The organism is Winogradskyella sediminis (assembly GCF_003387355.1).
Classification (GTDB): domain Bacteria; phylum Bacteroidota; class Bacteroidia; order Flavobacteriales; family Flavobacteriaceae; genus Winogradskyella; species Winogradskyella sediminis.
This window is the reverse complement of sequence record NZ_QUNH01000002.1, coordinates 672,259-692,159: the sequence shown is the minus strand read 5'-3', so window position 1 is coordinate 692,159 and position 19,901 is coordinate 672,259. Positions and strand designations below refer to the sequence as shown.

The following is a 19,901-nucleotide window of genomic DNA, read 5'->3' as shown; positions in this document are numbered from 1 at the left end:
TTAAATCGATTGGTTTCACTCTAATTACTATTTACCTGCTTTAAATAAAAACTCCTTTTCTTCAGCAGTTAAACTCTCGTAACCACTTTTGCTAATTTTATCGAGAATTAAATCTATTTTCTTCTGATTATTAAACGCATTAAATTCATCTTTAGTCTTACCTGCATACTGCTTTTTTTTAGGCTTACGATACACTGTTTTTAAGTTAGATTTTGGTTTAAACCAACTCATAACGGTATCCATAGTACGCTCAAAACCTTTTCCTATATCTGAACCTTTTAGCAATTTTGTAGCATATACATAGCCTAAAAGATAACCGCCAAAATGCGTCACATAACCACCTTGATTAAGACCCGATATCATTCTAATAAAATCTAAGCCTACAATTACCATCGCTACATGCTTCCATTTAACATTAAACGCATTAAACAATCTAATCTCTGTATTTGGCATGTAAGTCGCCACAAATAAAAGCAAGGCGCTAACACCAGCTGAAGCACCAACTAGTACTCCATTGACACCATAAAAACTAGAAGGCACCAAATTAGAGAACGCCAAATAGGCCAAACCACCAAAAATAATACCTAAGAAGTAGATATTCAATACCATTTTTGGACGAAATAAATTTGTTGTCATTTGTGATAAATAATACAAAAACAACATATTGAACGCCAAATGCAACAAGCCATTATGTAAAAATCCGTAAGTAATTATAGACCATGGTTGAAACAGGAAATCCATAATATCGGATGGCATTTCGAAATAAGTAAATAAGTTAAATCGTAATAAAGATTTAAAGATGAGTCCAATGATAAACACGATAACATTGATAGCTATGATTTTACCAAAGGCATCTAGGTTATTAAACTTATATTTTAAATCTTGAATTGTACTCATAATTAGTTCCAACGGAATTTATTCATGTCATTTTTTTTCCAATACCACATTATTAAAAAACCAATAACCGCTCCACCAACGTGTGCCATATATGCGGTATTGCTTGGACTAAAGAAAGAGGTTCCTGTAATTGCAGAAATCACATCTAAGAGTATAATTCCTGGAATAAAATATTTCGCTTTAATAGGTATAGGCAAGAATATCATCATGAGTTCAGCATTAGGATTCATCATTCCAAAAGCAGCTAAAACACCCATTATACAACCCGAAGCTCCTACCATAGCACTTCTATTTAAAACATTTAAATCGAATATGGCTTTAAACTGATCGTTAGAAATCGGTGTTGTAAAATTAGCCTCATTCAATAATGGTATCATTTTTTGATGCAGTATTTCTCCTTGAATATAATCTCCAGATAACGCATTGATATTCATTATTTGATGTAACAATTCAGATCCAAAATTTAAATCCGCTATACTTTGCATGGCCGAAAAATAATCGACATAATAGTAGCCTAACTGAAAAAGCAAGGCTCCAAAACCAGCAGAAAAATAGACAAATAGGAACTTTTTAGTCCCTAAACGCTGCTCTACAGGTGTCCCAAACATCCAAAGCGCAAACATATTAAATAGGAGGTGTGCTGGGCCAGCATGCATAAACATATGTGTAACCACTTGCCATGGCTGAAACATATCGTTTGTAGGAAAGAACATAGTAAATAAACTATCAAACAACTTACCATCTCCCAATGTTAATGTTCCGATGAACACGACAACATTAATGATTATTAAGTGCTTTACTCCGTCAGTTATATTAAATCTCATAGTCTACATGAATTTTTTTTCAATATCATCAACTGCCATTGTAATAAATGTTGGTCTATTAGTTGGTGACACATTAGGTTCCTTACAGGCAAATAAACTATTTACCATATGCTCTTGCTCTGTACTATTTAGCGATTGCCCATTTTTTATAGCCAAGCTCTTTGCCATTGATTTTGCTAATAAATCTGCAGCACTAAAATTAGTATCTGGGACATCATTTTCTACATCACTAATTAATTGTTCTAAAATAATAGAAACCTCACTCTCTGGCACACCAACAGGAACTCCTGTTATCGTAATACCATTTGCGTTTAATTCTGAAAACACAAAACCTGTGTGTTCTAAATCAGATTTAAGACTGTCAATAATTTTAGTTTCATTTGGAGTATAATGCAACTCTAACGGAAATAATAATTGCTGACTTGTAGCTTCCTTTATAGTTATGTGCTTTAAAAAGTTCTCATATAAAATACGTTGATGCGCTCTATTCTGATCAATGACTAGCATCCCAGATTTTAAAGTGCTTACAATATATTTTTGTTGTAATTGAAACGTTGTTTTGGTTGTTTCAATGGACGAATCACTAAAAATAGATTCGTTCTTAGTTTCACTTTCAAAAGTGACCTGACTAAACTCGGAAGATGAGTTATTGCCCTTTGATTCTAAACCAACATACAAACTGTCCCATGACGCTGTAGGTGCTGATTTAAATCCGGTATTATGACTTGTAGATCTTACTTTTACAGCAGACTCGTCCTGAAAAGGATTAAAACTACGATCGACTTCAATTGCAGGAGTAGATGCTTTTTTATCTTTATACTCGTATGGAGTATTTAGATTACTCTGATGTTCAAAATCTAAAACCGGAGCAATGTTAAATTGCCCTAAACTATGTTTCACCGCAGAACGTAAAATAGCATAAAGCGTGTGCTCATCATCAAACTTAATTTCAGTTTTTGTTGGGTGAATGTTAATATCAATCGATTTTGGATCTACGGTAAGATTTAAAAAATAACTGGCGTGATAACCTTCTTTTAGTAAGCCTTCAAATGCCGATTTAATTGCATGATTTAAATACGGACTTTTAATAAAACGTTGATTTACAAAAAAGAATTGTTCTGATTTTGTTTTCTTAGAAAAATTAGGCTTTCCTACAAAGCCAGAGATTTTTAACACCTCCGTTTCCTCTTCCACAGGTACTAACTTTTCATTGGTTTTAGTCCCAAAAATATGTACTACACGTTGCCTGTAATTTTCTTGTGGCACATTAAATAAATCATTTCCGTTATGGTAAAAAGAAAAAGCAATATTAGGATGCGCTAAAGCAACCCGATGAAACTCGTCTGTAATATGACGTAATTCTACAGCATCTGACTTAAGAAAATTGCGTCTTGCAGGAATATTAAAAAATAAGTGCTTTACAGCCACCGAACTCCCAGTTGGAGTAACAGTAACCTCTTGCGATTTTACTTCACTGCCTTCAATAATTATAGCTGTACCTAAATCGTCTTCAGCTTGTTTTGTTTTTAGTTCAACATGTGCAATAGCCGCAATACTCGCTAAAGCTTCACCTCTAAAACCTTTAGTATTGAGTTGAAACAAATCTTCCGCTGCACTAATTTTTGAGGTAGCGTGACGCTCAAAACTTAATCGTGCATCTGTAACACTCATACCCTTACCGTTATCAATAACCTGGACTAAGGTTTTACCGGCATCTTTAATAATAAGTTTTATTTCTGTGGCGTTAGCGTCAATAGCATTTTCTAATAGTTCTTTCACTACTGAAGCTGGACGCTGAACGACCTCACCAGCTGCTATTTGGTTGGCAACATGGTCTGGTAAAAGTTGAATAATATCTGACATTAGCTTTTTGGAAGAAAAATAGATAGGTCGAAACCAATAATAAATAAAAACAACAATAATAAAATCGCAACTATAATGATTACCCGTTTATTAACGTTTTCATCTGGATTATGCCTATAGTCATTAACTGCGGCATCTATTTTACCTTTTATTCCTTTGGCAGGAGACACTGTTGTTCGGTGTTCATCAAATTTATGTTTAAGCTCAAAAGGACTCCCTTCACCTTTATAAAAGCGAGGTTTATAACTGTACTTTCGATTCTTCTTCATTTTCATTAATCCCATAATTTCCTTATTTTATATATCCGTTGAGGATATAAATTAAAACAAAAAGCGAAACTAACATGATTATTAAAGCAGGAAGCGATGTTAAAATACTTCCACGTTTTTTACCATTGCTTTTAATCTCATTCCATTTCGTCTCAAAGTCGTCCTTCGACTCTTTTTCTTCGGAATCCTGAAAGCGTGGCTTATATGAAAAACGTTTATTTTTTCTTTGCTGAAACAAGTGACTCTCTAATTAAACTTGATTAATCTCAAAAGTACTGAAAATACAAGGAACTAATGCTTAAGGATTCCTTAAAATTATTAACAAAAAGAATGCCATAGTTAGCTGCAGACGGTTGGCAGAAGTAATTCTGATAATTACTAAAACTGTAAATTAACGTCGTTTTACAAAAACCTTAAAGTGTTATTGCCATGGCCTACACAAAACCAATGAACAACAAGCGCGATAGTTTAAAAGTTAACAAAATGGCAAAAACTTATAAAGTTTCCTTACGTAAAGCGGCCATTTTTATAGCAGCAATTGCGGCTTCTGTACCTTTATTGCCATGGATTCCTCCAGAGCGGTCAATAGACTGTTGCTCGGTATTATCGGTAAGAACACAGAAAATAACAGGAATATCGCCTTTTACATTAAGATCTTTAATGCCCTGAGTAACACCTTCGCAAACAAAATCGAAATGTTTTGTTTCTCCTTGAATCACACAACCAATCACAATAATAGCATCTAACATCCCAGAGCCTGCATAAATACTTTTGCTCATTCTTGATGCTCCATAGGTCAATTCAAAAGCACCAGGCACATTCCAGCGTACAATATTTTCTTTTACAGCTCCACAATCTAGAAGCGCATCGAATGCTCCTTGCCATAAGCCTTCGGTAATTTTGTCATTCCATTCTGAAACAACAATCCCAAACCGAAAATCTTTCGCGTTTGGGATTGTTGTTTTATCGTAAGCCGATAAATTATGATTTACAGTAGCCATACACTATAAGCTTGCTTCTACTTTTCCTATTAACACATCTGCCGTTTTTGCTTCAGTTGAAGCAGAAAACTCATTTTTTATACGCTTTAAATACTCTAAAGCTTTAGTGTTTTCACCCAAATCGATAGCCACACGAGCAGCTTTCATTAAGTATAATGGAGTTGTAAAATCATTAACATTAGCTTTAAATGCTTGTTCGTAATATCCTAAAGCATCCGATTTTTGATTTAACTGCACAAATGCATCACCAATTCCGCCTTTAGCGATTGGGTTTAACATCTTATCTTCACTAGAAAAATTCCCTAAATGCTCTACTGCATTTTGATAATCTTTTAAGTTTAAATAAGCCATACCAGCATAATAGTTAGCTAAATTGGCTGCAGGTGTTCCGCTATATTCATTTATAATATCTAGCATACCGTATTTACCTTCACCACCTTCTAAAGACATTCTATAAAGAGAGTCTGAAGACACACCAATTACAGCATCATCAAAATACTTTTTAGCAGTATACATTTCGTTCATAGCCTCCTTTTGTTGTGGCTCGGCTACTAAATTATTGTAACCTAAAACTGCGAGTACCACTAAAGCTACGGCTCCGACGATACCTAGAATATATTTTTGATTTTTAACAGCCCATTCTTCTGTTCTTGAAGCACCTTCATCTAAAGTGTTAAACACTTCTGCTGTTGTTGATTCTTCTTCAAAAACCTCTTCCTTCTCTTTAACTGCCTTCGGTTTGTAGCCTCTTTTCTTATACGTTGCCATAAATTGTCATTTTGTGCGTCCGCAAAAATAAAATTTTTATTGGGATTTAAAAGCCTATTTATTTGTTATTTTTGAATTATTAATTACAAGCTCAAAATGCGTTGTTACATCAGTAAAATTAGGCATAACGTTATCTTTTCATGAATCTAAACACACTATCTTTAGTTAATTATAAAAATTTTGAAAGTCAGGTTTTCGATTTCGACGTCAAAATCAATTGTTTTGTTGGCGCCAATGGTATCGGAAAAACAAATGCGTTAGATGCCATTTATCATTTAGCGTTCGGAAAAAGTTACTTTAATCCTATTGCAGTTCAAAACATCAATCATAATGCAGGTTTTTTTGTAGTTGATGGTCATTTTACTAAAAATGATCGATCGGAAAAAATTATAGTCTCTTTAAAACGTGGTCAGAAAAAAGTCATCAAAAAAAATGGCAAAGCATATGAAAAATTTAGCGAGCATATTGGGTTTATTCCATTGGTCATTATCTCGCCAGCAGATCGCGATCTCATTATTGAAGGTAGTGACACCAGAAGAAAATTTATAGATAGTGTGATTTCGCAGAGTGATAAGAACTACTTATCAGAACTCATAAATTATAATAAGGTATTATCGCAGCGAAATGCATTATTAAAATATTTTGCACTAAATAATACCTTTAATGCAGATACGCTTTCTATATACAACGAACAATTACATAACTACGGTACTGAAATCTTTACAAAACGAGATCGATTTTTAAAAACCTTCATACCTATTTTTAAAGCGCGGTATGAAGCCATTAGTCAAAGCAAAGAAGCCATAGATTTAAAGTATAAAAGTGATTTGTTTGAAAATAAATTATTAGACCTCTTAAACAAAACCATTAATAAGGATAAAGCCTTACAATATACTAGTGTTGGAACCCACAAAGATGATTTGGTGTTTCTTATTGATGACTTTCCTATTAAAAAATTTGGAAGTCAAGGGCAACAAAAATCATTTTTAATTGCCTTAAAGTTGGCACAATTCGATTTTATTAAGCAGCAAAGTGGAGTGTCGCCTATACTCTTATTAGATGATATCTTTGACAAATTAGATGAAAACCGTGTGGCACAAATTATCAATTTAGTAGATGATGAGCATTTTGGACAAATTTTTATTAGCGATACGCATGCCGAACGCACTGAAGATGTCATAAAACAAACGCATCAATCGTATAAAATTTTTAAATTATGAAAAATTATTTTTGGCTGTTCTGCCTGTTTCTTTGCAGCTGTTCAACCAATCCAGAAACCTATATAGCACATGTAGAAGGCTATTGGGAAATTGATGAAGTAACTATGGCTGATGGTAGCACCAAAGCTTATAAGTTTAATGAAACCATAGACTATATCAGTATTAACGATAGCTTAAAAGGGTTCAGAAAAAAGCTAAAACCAGGCCTTAATGACACCTATTACACCTCTGATGATGTGGAGGCAATTCAATTAAAAATGGAAGCCAACCAACTAATGATCTATTATACGACTCCATATGCCAAGTGGTCTGAGCGTGTGTTAGAAGCCACACCAACCCATTTAAAACTTATTAATGACAGCGAAAATGTGTATCTTTATAAACGTTACACTCCGATAAAACTAGATTTAGAGTAATTTTGGCAATCTAAATATCAAAATAACTACAATTCTTAAAAGACAATAAGCCATGGCAAAACGAAATAACGACAACCAACCGATACAAGATATTTTAAAAGAATTTGTACAAACCAACAACTTACAATCGGGTTTAGATAAGGTCGATGTTCGTGAAGCTTGGGCAAATCTTATGGGCAATGGTGTTAATAATTACACAACCGCCATTGAGTTAAAACACGATACACTTTATGTACAGCTTAGCTCTAGTGTACTCCGTGAAGAATTGAGTTACGGCACCGAAAAAATCATTAAGATGCTTAACGAATCTCTGCGGAAGGAAATCGTAAAAAAACTAGTACTGCGTTAAAACTAGCGCCTTATTATTAGCTTTTATATATTCCATTCTCAACACTCACTTTTAGTCCTTGGTTCCATAACCTTAATATGTTTTGTAATGAGGAGCTCTTAGCGTCATAAAACCAAAATACATTCAACTCTATTTATTAGAAATTCGCTGTTATAATTCATGCTATAGTAATTGACTTTAACAATAATTTTCCTATTTTTAAATTCTCTATAAACTAATTTCATGAACTATTCTAAACTCATTCTTTCCTTCGTGCTGACGATAGCCATTTTCTTTGCGCTAAACTCGAAGTTCGGATCCATTCCTCCTATTGGCAAATTCTTAAATCCATATACTGGAGTCTGGCAGAATGAAACCGACGAATCCATCTCTGGATCTATCTCGATACCTGAGTTACAAGATGAAGTTACGGTACATTATGATGCCCAATTAATTCCGCATGTATTTGCACAAAACGACGTCGATTTGTACAGAGCTCAAGGTTATATTACCGCAAAACACAGGTTATGGCAAATGGAGTTTCAAACCTTTGCTGCTTCTGGTCGTTTATCTGAAATTATTGGCGATGCAGCGCTAAATTACGACCGACAAGAACGCAGACGTGGTATGGGTTACGGAGCCGAACAAACATTAAAAAAAATGGCTGAGGACAAAACCACAATGGCTTTGGTACAAGCTTATGCAGATGGTGTAAACAGTTACATTGATCAATTAGACCCTAAAGATTTACCGGTTGAATATAAATTACTCGATTACCAACCTGAAGCATGGACTCCTAAAAAAACAGCACTATTATTAATGTATATGACCAAAATGTTGGCTGGTGGAGACGAAGATATGGCAAACACTAACGCTTTACGTTTGTTTGGAAAAGAACGCTTCGATTTACTGTTTCCTGATTTTTTTGATATAACAGATCCTGTGATTTCAAAAGAAACGGATTGGAGTTTTATTGATGTTCCACAAACACCATCACCTCACAGCGACCCTGTTTTAGATTCCATTTCCGAAATTATAGACCAACCAAATCCTGATAACGGAAGTAATAATTGGGCTATTTCTGCTGACAAATCGGCTACAGGATATCCAATTTTAGCTAATGATCCGCATTTAGGGTTAAACCTTCCTTCGATTTGGTTTGTAATGCAATTAAGCACACCAGATCACAATGCCTTCGGTGCCACGTTACCAGGAGCACTAGCTGTGATTTCGGGTTTTAATCAATATATTGCTTGGGGAGAAACCAATGCCACCAGAGACGTTATAGATTGGTATAAAATTGAATTTAACGACGACCGAACGCAGTATAAACTAGATGATAAATGGAAAGATGTTTCCGTAAGAGTTGAAGAGATTAAAATAAAAGGAAAACCAACATACAAAGATTCTGTACGCTACACACACCATGGTCCTGTTGTCTATGATAAGAATTTTAAATCTGACGAAGCGTTAGCTGGCTATGCTATGCGCTGGACAGGGCATATTCCTGGCAATGGGCAAAAAACGTTTACGGAACTCAATAAAGCCAAAAATTACAATGATTATTCAAAGGCTCTAAAAAATTGGGTAGCACCTGCACAAAACTTTGTGTTTGCTTCTACGGAAGGGGATATTGCATTATGGATACAAGGGTTGCTTCCTAATAAATGGGAAGGACAAGGCAAATTTATTATGGATGGTAGTAAATCTGAAAACGATTGGCAAAGTTTTATTCCGCAAGAATTTAATGCACACACAAAGAATCCAGAACGCGGTTTTGTAAGTTCTGCAAATCAGCATCCAGTTGATGAAAAATATCCGTATTACGTATTTAATGATGGTTATGAAACCTATAGAAATCGCGTCATTAATGCATTCTTTAATGCTAAAAAAACATTTGATGTTCAAGATTTTAAGGATTTACACAATAATAATTACAACCTAAAAGCCGCAGAAATAGTACCATATATGTTAGAACACATGGATCGCTCTAACCTTACTCCTGATGAAAAGGCGATCTATAATGAGATTAAAGATTGGTCATTTAACAATGATATTAACGAAGTTGGCCCTAGTATTTTTAGACAATGGTTTGGAAAACTGTATGATTTAGTTTGGGATGAATTTGATGTAGACGACACTGTTTTAGAAAAACCATATACCTACCAAACCATCTATTTATTAAAAAATAAAGGAGATGATGCCTTTATGGATATTGTAGACACACCAGAAAAAGAAACCGCTAAAGATTTGTTTTTAATAGCTTTTAAAGAAGCCGCTATACGACTTAAAGAGATTAAAACCGAAAAAGGAGATTACACTTGGCTTCGCTACAAAGCCACGCATGCCGATCATTTATTACAAGGTTTACCTGCGTTTTCTGTTTTTGATATTCCCATTGGAGGAGACCGAAGCATTGTCAATGCCACCTCAGAAGACCATGGACCATCTTGGAGAATGATTGTGGAAATGACCTCACCTCCAACAGGCTTGGGCATATATCCTGGAGGTCAATCTGGAAATCCTGGTAGTAAATATTACGATAATTTTATAGACGATTGGGCAGCTGGAAAGTATCACAGTTTAAATTTTCTACAATCTTCTACAGCAACTGATGCTATTATTAGCACACAAACTTTAACACCAACAACTGATGAGTAAAAATATTATCAATTTCATAATCACTATTGTATTAGCTTACGTGTTATCCTTATTTCTACCATGGTGGTCTATAATGACAGCCTCGTTAGCTACGGCATTATTTATACCTTTAAGAAAGGTAGCGGTATTTTTAGTTCCATTTTTAGCCATTCTATTGCTTTGGTTTGTGTTAAGTTATTTCTTAAGCAGCGGGAACGACTTTATTTTAGCCAAACGTATAGCTATTCTCTTACCTATAGGAGGAAATCCTTATGTTTTGATGTTAGTTACTGGAATTATTGGTGGTTTAGCAGCAGGAATTGCAGCTGTTTTTGGAAAGCAGCTAAGTATCGCTCTAAAAGCACGCATACAAGCTTAAAAAAGTGCACTTATCCCTAGAATATAATGGGATTCAATTAATATTTATTTGGATATAACTAGTTGGCAACAAGCTGAAAAAAAAAAAACCTTAACTAAAAATTAAAAATATGATTAAAAATTACATTTTCGTTTTATTTACACTTCTGATTTTAATCTCTTGTGGAAAAAGTAAAGAGGAAATAGAATTAGAAAAAGCCAAAATTGAGTTAGAAAAAACCAAACTTGAATTAGCAGAAAAAACGAAACTTGAATTAGCAGAAAAAACGAAAAAAGAAGAGGAAAATAAGGTTAAAAAACAAAAAGCGGAATTAAACAAAATTCACGAACAAAAAGTTAACGTTGGTAAAAGAAAAAAAATTACCGAATTGAATTTAATGCTTCAAAAATTACCTCAAGCAATCGAAAAGGCTGAACAGAACATTAGAGAAATAAATCAATTCAAAATTGGACGTTCTTCTTCAACTAAAGAGAAACAACTTCAAGAAGCGAGAACTCAACTTCGTGAAATTCGTGACTATGGAGAAAAAATAAAAAATGAAATTGCTCAATTGGAATATCATAAAACATTTGATTTCCAAAAAGCCCCAGCAAGTGTTATGAAATACATTTTTGAGTCTGCTAAAAAAGGAGATTTTTCAAATTTTAGAAATTTATGCGACCCTTATGGAGAAAATGATTCTGACGTTAATCAAATTTGTTATGCAGAAATGCTAATGGAAAAGCAACAAGCGGATTTAAAGAGGGAATTTGAAAATGGTCGAGTAATAGGAAAAGCCAAAATTAATGGAGATAAAGCGGAAGTTGAATTCGCATTTGGACCAAGTGCAAATCGACTTGAGAAAATGAAAATGATTAAGCGAAATGGACTTTGGTATTTAGGAGCATTTTAGAATAAAGCCAGTTGCCAACAACGTATAAAATTAATTGCTGGTTTTAGCCTATTTACGAAAGTCCTCGCGGACTTTCTATCTGTGATTTATTTGCTAACTTTAGTGCTTAAAACGCGCAACTAATCTTATACAAACACGTTAGCCACAATTTTTAAATGATTCGTTTTTGGTGTATATTTACATCAAATAATTAAATTATGTCAAGACAAAGTATATCTTTTACAAAACCAAACGATGAGTGGTTAAAAGCCCAAGTGGACAATAAAGAATATACTAGCAAAAGCGAATTAGTGAACGATTTAATTAGACAAGCAAGAAAACAGCAAGTTCAAATTGACTGGATTCGAGCTAAAATCGAAAAAGCTGAAAACAGTGGATTTACGAATGACAGTAAAGAAAGTATTTTAGCTCAATCGAAGTCTTTGCTAAATGGCTAAATACAAACTAACAAATGAAGCGAAAAATGACATGATTCGGTTTCACCATTACGTAGTTAAAAAATTTGGAATGACCCTAGCGGACAAATATTTTGAGTCTTTTTTTGGATATTTTGATATTATTGCTGAACGTCCTTTTTCCTTTGAATCTGTTGACTATATAAAAAAAGGATACAGACGTTATGTCTGTGAAGTTGATAGTATTTTCTATAAAGTCAATGAAAATATTGTTGAAATAATGACAATAGTTGGAAGACAAGATTTGAAGGAATAATTATAATGGAATAAAAATAACTGTAGCTAACAAAGTATATAATTTATTACTAGTTCTTACCTCCTTACTAATACTACTGCGGCATATTCTATTCGGTTTTTATTTGCTAAATCAGGTGCTTAAAAACATAACTACTCATTGCCGAGACCATTGGGCGGAATGCAAAAAAACAACGAACTACTATAAAATATGAAACAAGAAATCAAAGACGAAGCAATTGAACAACTTGAAAAGGATATACTTTTTGGGTTTGAAAATGAAGATGAATTACTTGATAGTATATGTGCAATGTTTTATGACGAAAGTGATTTTGATGAAAAATGGTTAAAGCAAGAAATCGACATCAGATTAAAAAAACATCAAGCTGAAAGTCAACAATGGGAAAAACCAACAGATTTTGATAGATTGGTAAAATCCTTTGATGAACTGAATAAAAATAAAATCGTTTCTCTTCACAGAGCTGGTTATACGAAAAGCGACGGAGAAGAAGATTGTTATGAAATTATCACCGACCTGAAAGAAATCGGAATTAGCGTTAAAGGATATTGCTATTATCATACACAGGATTTAGAAAGAGCAATTGGAGAAGAAAAGATGCTTTTTATAGGTTTTGACAGTTATAATCATGATGATGAACTTGCGAAAGAAGTTGCCGAAAAAATTGTTAGTGTTTTAACTGATAATGGATTTAAAACTAATTGGAATGGTTCAGTCGACTCACGAATTGAAATCTTAAATATCGATTGGAAAAAAACAGTTGATAATATCGATTACAATTATGGACGAGTATTTGAGATTATCAAAAAATACCATAAACCAGAAACAGAGAATACTGAAGAAAAGCGTAAAAACTCATTTTGGAAAATATGGTAGAGGAAAAGTACTATACACAGATATAAATAAAATTAATTGCTAGAGTCTTTCCTACTTGAGAAAGTACTCGAAGATTTTCTACGCGGTTTCACTTACCAACTGAAAAAAACTTATGAGATTCAGTTTAATGTATAAATTGGAGTTTATGACATTATAGTCATCAAAATAAATTTATATAAATAAAACCCATTACAATATCAACATCATTCACTCTGACAACCTAACCTACTCACAAACATATACATAGATTTTAACTTCCATTTATATTTACTAAATTAGAGGAAAAACTATGCCAAGCTTTTATCATATTAATGCTCAAGGAATGAATCGATTTAAAACCGTTACTAACCTCATCGTTACCATTGTATTATTATATACCTCAAATATATTTGCGCAATTTGCCGATCCTATACTCATAGAGTCAAACACTGGCCTAATCACTAATATTATAACAGCAGACCTCAATAACGATAATCTAGAAGATATCATTATTATAAAAAAGTTTTCTACCAATAGCCTTATATCTTATTACTTAAACCTAGGAGACCTTAATTTTGGTCCAGAAACAACCATTGCTACAGGAAATAGCCAAGTAACCAATATTGCGGTTGGTGATTTTGACCATAATAATTGGCTAGATATTGTAAGTATCGGTGATGCTAGTAATGCTGTGACGCTACATATGAATAACGCCTTATCATTTACCTCAGAAATCATTGATACGTTTTCGTTTTTTGAAAGTGATATTGCAGTCTCTGATATTGATAATGACAATGATCTCGATATTATTGCAATTGGAGGTTCTACTTTTAAAGTGTATTCTAACGATGGCTCCGCCGATTTCACCTCTCAAACCGTAACTGGCCCAATCGAAGATTTTTTTGATATTACTATAGGAGATATTAATGCCGATGGCTTTACTGATGTCATTACAGGAGGGAGCAATATCTCTGTGTATAAAAATAATAATGGTAACTTTAGTTACGACGACGAGCTAAGTTCTCAGATACCAAATACATTTAATTTATTTGTAAGATTAAAAGATATTGACAATGATGGAGACTTAGACCTATTTAGCGAAGACAACAACTCTAATGGTGTGAGATGGATGAAAAATGATGGTGACGGTAACTTTTCTAATTTGCAACTTATAGATCCCACAGCCCTGAATATACGATCTGGTGCTTTACAAGACTTTGATAATGATAATGATTTAGACTTTATAATCATTAAAGATTTTAACCTGTATTTATATGCGAATGATGGTTTTGGTAATTTTAGTGCACCAACTCACGTTCAGGATACCGAAACAATTATCAGCACAATTGCAGCTGCGGACTTTAATAATGATGGACGAGCGGATATTGTATGGTCCGCTGATTTATCCATTCAAGAAAATACATTTCCATTATCTCATACAGACTATGTCAACCCTTCTAATTTTATAAACATCTACCCAAACCCTACTTCCAAAATTGTGTTTGTTGATAGTCCACAGGAAGGCACTTTGAGTATATTCAACTCAAAAGGTCAAGTCGTTTACAATCATATCGTTTTAAAACAGGGAATAAATGAGTTAAATACAGAGTTAAGTCCTGAGACTTACATCTTTAAAATAGATTTAAAACCAAATATCTCATTAACAAAGAAAGTCATAATAAAATAGATCGCTGTAAGGTTAATTAATGACTTATTTTAAAGTGCTTTAAAATTTCTATATCGTTTTTAACCTAACAAAAATGAATAAGTATTAAGATTATCCTTGACGTCTATACGGTTTTGTAACATTAGAATTACACTCAACCTTCTTAAAATAAATAAAGGTTATCTAAAATTTTCATTTCAGATAACCTTTGTACTATCGAAGTGTAAAACGTTTTATTTAATTACAAGCTTTTTTGTTGCTCTAGCATTTTCACCTTGCAACTCTACCAAATACATACCAGCACTTAAATTAAGATTTAAAGCATTTGATCCGACATGTAGTGACTCTTGCATAATTAATTTCCCTTGAATACTATATACATTCATTTGGGTAAACAATGTATTATGATCCAAGTTAAGGTTACCAGTTGTTGGGTTAGGATATAAACGCACTTCATTAGAGGTCATATCATCCACACCTAAAAATCCACAATCCACAGGATCGAAAGTTACCAAACCTAAACTTGGAATATCATTTTGGTGTGAAATTACAGCTTCCGCATCAGCAAGTGTAAGTGTGGCGTTGGTTTCATCCCAGCAATTGTGCATGGCAGTTAATGCATTGTCTGTATTGTTGTAAAGTGCAAATGTAAGACCTCCATTACCATTTTCAGAAAATACATTCTGACCAATATTACCATCATTGTCACCTAGGTTAATCATAGATTCCCCTTGAAGTGTGATTCCCCATAAATTTCTACGAATTTCATTTCCACTTGCAATAATTTCATTGCCTTCTGCAGATGCAACCAATGAAATACCACTACCACCAAGATTTGGATTACCCTGAGTATCGTTGTCTTCAATTACATTATTTCTAATAAACGCAGAAACATTGTTACTCTGTATAGTAATTCCATAACGGTTATTAGTTACAGTATTATTATCGATAACAGCATTTACACCTGCTGTACCTAATAAATCTGAAACTGATACACCACCCACAGAGGTTAAAGTTCTATCTCCTATAATAATATTCTGTATAATTTCAGTTGGACTATCAGTTAAAGAAGGTCCTAAATTAATTTGAGGACGGTTAGAGTTTGCCTGATTATTTCCTTCAATATAATTATTAAATATATAAGGTGATACTTGGTTTGTAGCTCCAGAACCTATAGCTGTTGTTTCATTAAAAGTAATCGTATTATTTGTAATTTGAGGAGTCCCTCTAGATAGACCAAGAACACCACTAGAAGAGACACCAGAAACGTTGTTTGTTAATAAACAGTTATCAATAGTGAATGTTTCGGTAAGGACACGCAAACCACCTCCATATTGTATCGTTGCATTTTGAATGGAGATATCTGAAAATTCTTCAAATCTAAAACCATCATAAGGCGCTGCTGTATCTATAGCCGTGAAAACAGCATTATCTGCATCTACATTAAACGTACCAAACACCGTAATACGTATGTCTTCTCCAATTTCTATAGTGATATCTTCACTTATATTAAACGTATCGCTCGCAGAAATAGTGAGATCTTCCACTAAGGTATAGGTCGTTCCACTCACGGAAATGGTTGTTGGGCTTGCCGCTACTAAATCATCTAGTGTAAATGTACTATTGGTATCTGGCGTGGTATAACCTTGTGCAGTTACAATACCAATCATACCTATTGTTACAAAAAAATTGAGTAAAAGTTGTTTCATAAATTATATATTTTGAGTTTCTATAAAATTAAATAATAATGTGAGAATTTACTGTTAAAACGGTAATTTATGATTAAATAATACCGCAATTAATTTAAAACATCTGATCATAAACCCTTTACCACTCTTTATTTCTCATTCGATTTAAACCGCTAATTTTATTTACAATTTTATCCATAATATAGTGTACGCATCTCTATAAATGTTAACTCAAAAACCGTAGCAGTGCGTTAATTTTTTTAACTATTTGTTCTGATTTTAACAGGTAAAGTGCATCCTTTAACATCTGGTATTAAATTGAAGTTAAGCACTCTAAAAAAATCGTCAAAAGGTGCTTATTTCTTTAATTTAGTAGGGAAATAAATTATTAACAACACAAAATAAAATATCACAAATGGAAAATTTAAATAGAAAGACGGTTGCAATTTTAGCGACTAATGGTTTTGAAGAAAGTGAATTAAAAGAACCTATGAATGCTTTAAAAGAAGCTGGTGCAGATGTACATATTGTATCTGAAAAATCAGGAACAATTAAAGCTTGGAACGATGGGAGTTGGAGCAATGACTATGATGTAGATAAGACTTTAAGTGAAGTTTCTGAGTCTGATTACAATGCTTTAGTATTGCCTGGTGGAGTAATGAATCCGGATACATTAAGACAAAATAGTGATGCCATAGATTTTATTAAATCATTCTTCAAAAATCACAAACCCGTTGGTGCCATTTGTCATGCTCCATGGCTATTAGCAGAAGCTGACGTACTAAAAGATAGAAAGGTAACCTCCTATGCATCTATTAAAAAAGATATAATTAATGCTGGTGCTAATTGGGAAGATAGTGAAGTCGTGGTTGACCAAGGCTTAGTCACTAGTCGAAATCCAAACGATTTACCAGCCTTCAACTCTAAATTAGTTGAAGAAGTATATGAAGGTAAACACGAAATGCAAACAGCATAGTCGTGATTTATAGCATCAGAAAAAAAGTGGACGTACTAATGTCCACTTTTTTTTTACAAATTATTCTAAATTTTCAAACTTAGAAGCATTTTCAGAAACATAGGTTTGAGCGTTTCTGTTCTCCTTATTAATGCTTAATGTCTTTTTATAATTATAATAGGCTTGTAAACTATCTCCTCGTTGTAAATAGGCCTCTGCTAAACTATCGTAAACATTAGCACTATTAGGATGTAATTTAGAATTCATTTCTAAAATACCAATCGCTTTATCATACTCCTTTTTTCGAAGATGTTTATATCCCAAGCTATTAAAATCCCATTCCTCTATGAATACACTAGTAGAGTCTTGTTGCTTTATTTTTAAATACCCTTCTAGTGCTTTATCATATTCACCATCTTCTAAATATGTACTCGGTGTTTTATACCCTTTTGGCACCTTAATATAATCGTAAGTCAGTTTTGCAGAATCCGCTTCTGGTAGCACAGACATATACCTTTCTTTTGTTTCTGGGTGTTGCACAAATTTAAATTTCTTATACATTTCGGCGACAAAAAAGACATTTTCTTCTAAAGCTACAGGTTTAATTTTACCACCTCTCCAATTTAAAAAAAGCGTATTATCTTCATAATACACGGTAATCATATCGTCTAAATTGTACAAATAATTTCCACTGGTATTCGCTTTAAAAGTTTCTGAATAGTTAACGGAATTAGAACAACTCCATCCTAGCATTACAATACATATTAATAATAGTTTAGTTTTCATCTTAGTTGGTTTAATCTTAATAAAATAAAGAGCAAAAAAAAGTCTCACTATAAGTGAGACGATTCTTTATCAATATTGTTACTAAAAATATAGGATCTGCTTATTTTATATCCATAAGCTCAACATCAAATATTAAAGTAGCATTAGGTGGAATAACTCCTCCTGCACCAGCAGCACCATAACCCAAATCACTAGGAATGACCAGGCGCGCTTTATCTCCAACATTTAATAGACAAATACCTTCATCCCATCCTGGAATCACCTGTCCAACGCCTACTTGAAAATCTAATGGAGAATTTCGTTTGTAAGAGGAATCGAAAACCGTTCCGTCTGCCAATTGCCCTTTATAATGTACAGAAACCATGTTTCCTTTTTCTGCTTTCTTACCGTTACCTTTCTGAATAATTTGGTAACGTAATCCAGATGCGGTCTCATCAAAACCTTCTGCTAATTTGTCTAGTTCTGCTCTTGCCGCTTCGCGCTCTGCAGCAATACGTTTTTCTCTAGAACCTTCAAAAGTTCTAAAGGCTTCAATTGCATTAAAGTTTTCTGCTGCTTCTCCTTGTCTAACAATTTCTAAACTTTCAATTGTATCACCCTGTGCAATAGCATTAACAACATCTTGTCCTTCTACTACATTTCCAAAAACAGTGTGCTTACCATCTAACCAGTCTGTGGCCACATGTGTAATATAAAACTGGCTACCGTTTGTACCAGGACCAGCATTAGCCATAGCTAAAACACCAGGACCACTATGTTTTAAATCTGGATGAAACTCATCATCAAATTTATAACCAGGATTTCCTGTACCTGTGCCTTGAGGACAACCACCTTGTATCATAAAATCAGGAATTACTCTATGAAATTTTAAACCATCATAATAAGGAGTACCTTGTGGCTTCGCAGAATTTTCTAAATTACCTTCCGCTAAAGCAACAAAATTACCTACCGTTCCTGAAGCTTTTTCAAACTCTAAATTCACTAATATTTCACCTTTTGAAGTATTGAATTTTGCGTATATACCGTCTTGCATTATGTTATATTTTGTTTATAGCTGCAAAGATAAGAAAGTTAACTTGAAATCGAATCTGAAATTGAAATCGAAATAAATCAGCTTCAAATTCAATTTCGGGTTCTAATTCTTTTTTATAGTTTTGAAAAAAATATAGCTCATGGCATTTTCTTTATCTAAATTATTTGGTTCTAAATCTACCGATACGCAAACTGGCGATACTATTGAAGCTATTATTAATGATGTAGAAAATAGACCTTTTGGTATTTCTGAAAATAATGTTCTTTTTGCAGGCTTAAATGAATTAGGTGGCTATTTCTTTTTCCAAACTGTTATTGTAGGACAACTGAATGTAAAATCAAAAAACGGAGCACAATTAACGTTTATTGGTGATGATTTTAATTTAAAATTAGAAGCCGATATGCTAGAGTTTGAATCTGATAATTCGGATATAAAAGGGAGATATATCACTAAAATTGATTTTCAGATTGAAGAAAGTGATGTAAAAAGGTTAGAAAATACCACATTGAGAAGTATTCTAATAAACGTGAAAAAGCAAGACATTCTATTTAGTAAATATGTTGTGATTGAAACTACTAATGAGGAAGAATAAAAATGTTCATCAGTTCGCGTGGAATTAAAATTGAAACGTAGCGAAGGTTTTAATTTTGTATCGAGAATATTTAAAACGATATTCTCGATACAAAATCATTGTTTTAAGATACTGTATACTA

The 19,901-nt window shown here is 33.3% G+C and carries 21 protein-coding genes; 12 read left to right on the top strand and 9 right to left on the bottom strand.

Annotated features, from left to right (window positions below):
• Positions 1–27 precede the first annotated feature (27 nt).
• The 6 genes from C8N41_RS10420 to C8N41_RS10390 all read right to left on the bottom strand — a co-directional run bounded on the left by C8N41_RS10420 (position 28) and on the right by C8N41_RS10390 (position 5,622).
• Positions 28–897, bottom strand: a complete 870-nt coding sequence (locus C8N41_RS10420) for a rhomboid family protein (RefSeq protein ID WP_115839217.1) — start codon at positions 895–897, stop codon at positions 28–30.
• 2 nt (positions 898–899) lie between these two features.
• Positions 900–1,721 (bottom strand): rhomboid family intramembrane serine protease, encoded by an 822-nt coding sequence (locus tag C8N41_RS10415; RefSeq protein ID WP_115839216.1) that lies wholly within the window; start codon positions 1,719–1,721, stop codon positions 900–902.
• Positions 1,722–1,724: 3 nt separating this feature from the next.
• Positions 1,725–3,584, bottom strand: a complete 1,860-nt coding sequence (mutL, locus tag C8N41_RS10410; protein WP_115839215.1) for a DNA mismatch repair endonuclease MutL — start codon at positions 3,582–3,584, stop codon at positions 1,725–1,727.
• Positions 3,584–3,868, bottom strand: coding sequence for a riboflavin synthase subunit beta (locus C8N41_RS10405; protein ID WP_115839214.1), 285 nt, complete (start codon positions 3,866–3,868; stop codon positions 3,584–3,586). Before C8N41_RS10405 ends, mutL begins: the two co-directional genes overlap by 1 nt.
• 479 nt (positions 3,869–4,347) lie before the next feature.
• The gene (ribH, locus tag C8N41_RS10395; protein WP_115839213.1) at positions 4,348–4,854 is read right to left on the bottom strand and encodes a 6,7-dimethyl-8-ribityllumazine synthase; all 507 of its coding nucleotides are present in this window, start codon (positions 4,852–4,854) and stop codon (positions 4,348–4,350) included.
• Between the two features lie 3 nt (positions 4,855–4,857).
• A complete protein-coding gene (locus tag C8N41_RS10390; protein ID WP_115839212.1) occupies positions 4,858–5,622 on the bottom strand; it encodes a tetratricopeptide repeat protein in 765 nt (254 codons plus the stop codon).
• A gap of 140 nt (positions 5,623–5,762) precedes the next feature.
• Between C8N41_RS10390 and recF the strand changes: the two genes are divergently transcribed.
• The 10 genes from recF (at position 5,763) to C8N41_RS10340 (ending at position 14,747) form a co-directional block, all read left to right on the top strand.
• Positions 5,763–6,842 (top strand): DNA replication/repair protein RecF, encoded by a 1,080-nt coding sequence (recF, locus tag C8N41_RS10385; RefSeq protein WP_115839211.1) that lies wholly within the window; start codon positions 5,763–5,765, stop codon positions 6,840–6,842.
• On the top strand, positions 6,839–7,258 hold the full coding sequence (locus C8N41_RS10380) for a hypothetical protein (RefSeq protein WP_092447090.1): 420 nt from the start codon (positions 6,839–6,841) through the stop codon (positions 7,256–7,258). Before recF ends, C8N41_RS10380 begins: the two co-directional genes overlap by 4 nt.
• Positions 7,259–7,310: 52 nt before the next feature.
• Entirely contained in the window at positions 7,311–7,607 is a 297-nt protein-coding gene (locus tag C8N41_RS10375) for a DUF721 domain-containing protein (protein WP_092447089.1), read from the top strand.
• 222 nt (positions 7,608–7,829) lie between these two features.
• On the top strand, positions 7,830–10,247 hold the full coding sequence (locus C8N41_RS10370; RefSeq protein ID WP_115839210.1) for a penicillin acylase family protein: 2,418 nt from the start codon (positions 7,830–7,832) through the stop codon (positions 10,245–10,247).
• On the top strand, positions 10,240–10,605 hold the full coding sequence (locus C8N41_RS10365; protein ID WP_115839209.1) for a hypothetical protein: 366 nt from the start codon (positions 10,240–10,242) through the stop codon (positions 10,603–10,605). Before C8N41_RS10370 ends, C8N41_RS10365 begins: the two co-directional genes overlap by 8 nt.
• 109 nt (positions 10,606–10,714) lie before the next feature.
• A complete protein-coding gene (locus C8N41_RS10360) occupies positions 10,715–11,497 on the top strand; it encodes a hypothetical protein (protein ID WP_115839208.1) in 783 nt (260 codons plus the stop codon).
• 197 nt (positions 11,498–11,694) lie between these two features.
• Positions 11,695–11,934: a ribbon-helix-helix domain-containing protein gene (locus C8N41_RS10355; RefSeq protein ID WP_115839207.1), complete on the top strand. Its 240-nt coding sequence runs from the start codon at positions 11,695–11,697 to the stop codon at positions 11,932–11,934.
• Positions 11,927–12,208 carry a type II toxin-antitoxin system RelE/ParE family toxin gene (locus C8N41_RS10350; RefSeq protein ID WP_115839206.1) on the top strand — a complete coding sequence of 94 codons (282 nt, stop codon included), beginning with the start codon at positions 11,927–11,929 and terminating at the stop codon, positions 12,206–12,208. Before C8N41_RS10355 ends, C8N41_RS10350 begins: the two co-directional genes overlap by 8 nt.
• 189 nt (positions 12,209–12,397) lie before the next feature.
• Positions 12,398–13,081, top strand: coding sequence for a DUF6891 domain-containing protein (locus C8N41_RS10345; protein ID WP_115839205.1), 684 nt, complete (start codon positions 12,398–12,400; stop codon positions 13,079–13,081).
• 289 nt (positions 13,082–13,370) lie between these two features.
• Positions 13,371–14,747, top strand: coding sequence for an FG-GAP-like repeat-containing protein (locus C8N41_RS10340; protein ID WP_115839204.1), 1,377 nt, complete (start codon positions 13,371–13,373; stop codon positions 14,745–14,747).
• 212 nt (positions 14,748–14,959) lie between these two features.
• Here C8N41_RS10340 and C8N41_RS10335 read toward each other — a convergent pair whose 3' ends face one another.
• Positions 14,960–16,435: a T9SS type A sorting domain-containing protein gene (locus C8N41_RS10335; protein ID WP_115839203.1), complete on the bottom strand. Its 1,476-nt coding sequence runs from the start codon at positions 16,433–16,435 to the stop codon at positions 14,960–14,962.
• A gap of 394 nt (positions 16,436–16,829) precedes the next feature.
• On the opposite strand from C8N41_RS10335, the gene C8N41_RS10330 reads away from it, so the two are divergent.
• Positions 16,830–17,390, top strand: coding sequence for a type 1 glutamine amidotransferase domain-containing protein (locus C8N41_RS10330; RefSeq protein WP_115839202.1), 561 nt, complete (start codon positions 16,830–16,832; stop codon positions 17,388–17,390).
• A 60-nt stretch (positions 17,391–17,450) separates the two neighbouring features.
• Here C8N41_RS10330 and C8N41_RS10325 read toward each other — a convergent pair whose 3' ends face one another.
• Together C8N41_RS10325 and C8N41_RS10320 are read right to left on the bottom strand one after the other, a co-directional pair.
• A complete protein-coding gene (locus C8N41_RS10325) occupies positions 17,451–18,155 on the bottom strand; it encodes a tetratricopeptide repeat protein (protein ID WP_092447082.1) in 705 nt (234 codons plus the stop codon).
• Positions 18,156–18,255: 100 nt separating this feature from the next.
• Positions 18,256–19,188, bottom strand: a complete 933-nt coding sequence (locus C8N41_RS10320; RefSeq protein ID WP_115839201.1) for a peptidylprolyl isomerase — start codon at positions 19,186–19,188, stop codon at positions 18,256–18,258.
• 139 nt (positions 19,189–19,327) lie between these two features.
• Between C8N41_RS10320 and C8N41_RS10315 the strand changes: the two genes are divergently transcribed.
• Positions 19,328–19,780: a hypothetical protein gene (locus C8N41_RS10315; RefSeq protein WP_115839200.1), complete on the top strand. Its 453-nt coding sequence runs from the start codon at positions 19,328–19,330 to the stop codon at positions 19,778–19,780.
• Positions 19,781–19,901: the final 121 nt, after the last annotated feature.